A 2,214-nucleotide genomic window follows, 5' to 3' on the forward strand; every position below is an offset into this window, starting at 1 on the left:
ATTTTCTTGCCAGTTAAAAAAGAATAACTACTTTTGCACCCGCTTTGAGAAACAAACGAAAGGCGAAAAAATAGTAAGAATACGTTCCTAGACATATTGAATTGACAGCCGTTTTGTTCGCAAGAACAGAACAAAAGAATAAGAGTAATAGAATCGGAAGATTTGAAAAAACCACTAGAACTGAGTCGAATAACAATAGCTTGAGCAATCAAGCAAACAATATACGATGAAGAGTTTGATCCTGGCTCAGGATGAACGCTAGCGGCAGGCTTAACACATGCAAGTCGAGGGGTATAGGTTTTCGGATCTAGAGACCGGCGCACGGGTGCGTAACGCGTATGCAATCTACCTTTCACAGAGGGATAGCCCAGAGAAATTTGGATTAATACCTCATAGTATAGCAGTTTCGCATGAAACCACTATTAAAGTCACAACGGTGAAAGATGAGCATGCGTCCCATTAGCTAGTTGGTAAGGTAACGGCTTACCAAGGCAACGATGGGTAGGGGTCCTGAGAGGGAGATCCCCCACACTGGTACTGAGACACGGACCAGACTCCTACGGGAGGCAGCAGTGAGGAATATTGGACAATGGGCGCAAGCCTGATCCAGCCATGCCGCGTGCAGGATGACGGTCCTATGGATTGTAAACTGCTTTTGTACAGGAAGAAACACTCCCTCGTGAGGGAGCTTGACGGTACTGTAAGAATAAGGATCGGCTAACTCCGTGCCAGCAGCCGCGGTAATACGGAGGATCCAAGCGTTATCCGGAATCATTGGGTTTAAAGGGTCCGTAGGCGGTTTAGTAAGTCAGTGGTGAAAGCCCATCGCTCAACGGTGGAACGGCCATTGATACTGCTAAACTTGAATTATTAGGAAGTAACTAGAATATGTAGTGTAGCGGTGAAATGCTTAGAGATTACATGGAATACCAATTGCGAAGGCAGGTTACTACTAATGGATTGACGCTGATGGACGAAAGCGTGGGTAGCGAACAGGATTAGATACCCTGGTAGTCCACGCCGTAAACGATGGATACTAGCTGTTGGAAGCAATTTCAGTGGCTAAGCGAAAGTGATAAGTATCCCACCTGGGGAGTACGTTCGCAAGAATGAAACTCAAAGGAATTGACGGGGGCCCGCACAAGCGGTGGAGCATGTGGTTTAATTCGATGATACGCGAGGAACCTTACCAAGGCTTAAATGTAGATTGACCGGTTTGGAAACAGACTTTTCGCAAGACAATTTACAAGGTGCTGCATGGTTGTCGTCAGCTCGTGCCGTGAGGTGTCAGGTTAAGTCCTATAACGAGCGCAACCCCTGTTGTTAGTTGCCAGCGAGTCATGTCGGGAACTCTAACAAGACTGCCAGTGCAAACTGTGAGGAAGGTGGGGATGACGTCAAATCATCACGGCCCTTACGCCTTGGGCTACACACGTGCTACAATGGCCGGTACAGAGAGCAGCCACTGGGCGACCAGGAGCGAATCTATAAAACCGGTCACAGTTCGGATCGGAGTCTGCAACTCGACTCCGTGAAGCTGGAATCGCTAGTAATCGGATATCAGCCATGATCCGGTGAATACGTTCCCGGGCCTTGTACACACCGCCCGTCAAGCCATGGAAGCTGGGGGTGCCTGAAGTCGGTGACCGCAAGGAGCTGCCTAGGGTAAAACTGGTAACTAGGGCTAAGTCGTAACAAGGTAGCCGTACCGGAAGGTGCGGCTGGAACACCTCCTTTCTAGAGCCTTAGTGTTAGTAGAGATACACGCTAGGGAAAGAAGACGAAAGTTCAAGTTGGAAACAAGTTCTAACATTTTATTACTCTTGCTGTTAATTTATAAAAAAAAGAGGGGAAAGAAAATAGAAGATGGAGCATAGATTAAGTCTATAATTTTAAATCTTTATTCTTTACTCAAAAAAAAAGAGTGTCTCGTAGCTCAGCTGGTTAGAGTACTACACTGATAATGTAGGGGTCGACAGTTCGAGTCTGTCCGAGACAACTAAAGAAAGTATTAAGTACTTAGTATTAAGTATTAAGACAAAAACGTTCATAGAAAAAGATTGAAAGGAAATTCTAGGGTTGAAAGATTACGAATTACAAATAATTCATAATTCATAATTCACAATTCATAATTAAATTGGGGGATTAGCTCAGCTGGCTAGAGCGCCTGCCTTGCACGCAGGAGGTCAACGGTTCGACTCCGTTATTCTCCAC

At 45.8% G+C, this 2,214-nt stretch carries 2 tRNA genes and 1 rRNA gene; all 3 read left to right on the top strand.

Annotated elements, in window-relative coordinates:
- Window positions 1–223 precede the first annotated feature (223 nt).
- Window positions 224–1,737, top strand: a 16S ribosomal RNA gene (locus tag FJV36_RS09680).
- 188 nt (window positions 1,738–1,925) lie between these two features.
- Window positions 1,926–1,999: transfer RNA gene (locus FJV36_RS09685), tRNA-Ile, on the top strand.
- A 140-nt stretch (window positions 2,000–2,139) separates the two neighbouring features.
- Window positions 2,140–2,213, top strand: a tRNA-Ala gene (locus FJV36_RS09690).
- Window position 2,214 lies beyond the last annotated feature (1 nt).

It is taken from the genome of Flavobacterium sp. I-STPP5a, from assembly GCF_009764685.1.
GTDB lineage: Bacteria > Bacteroidota > Bacteroidia > Flavobacteriales > Flavobacteriaceae > Flavobacterium.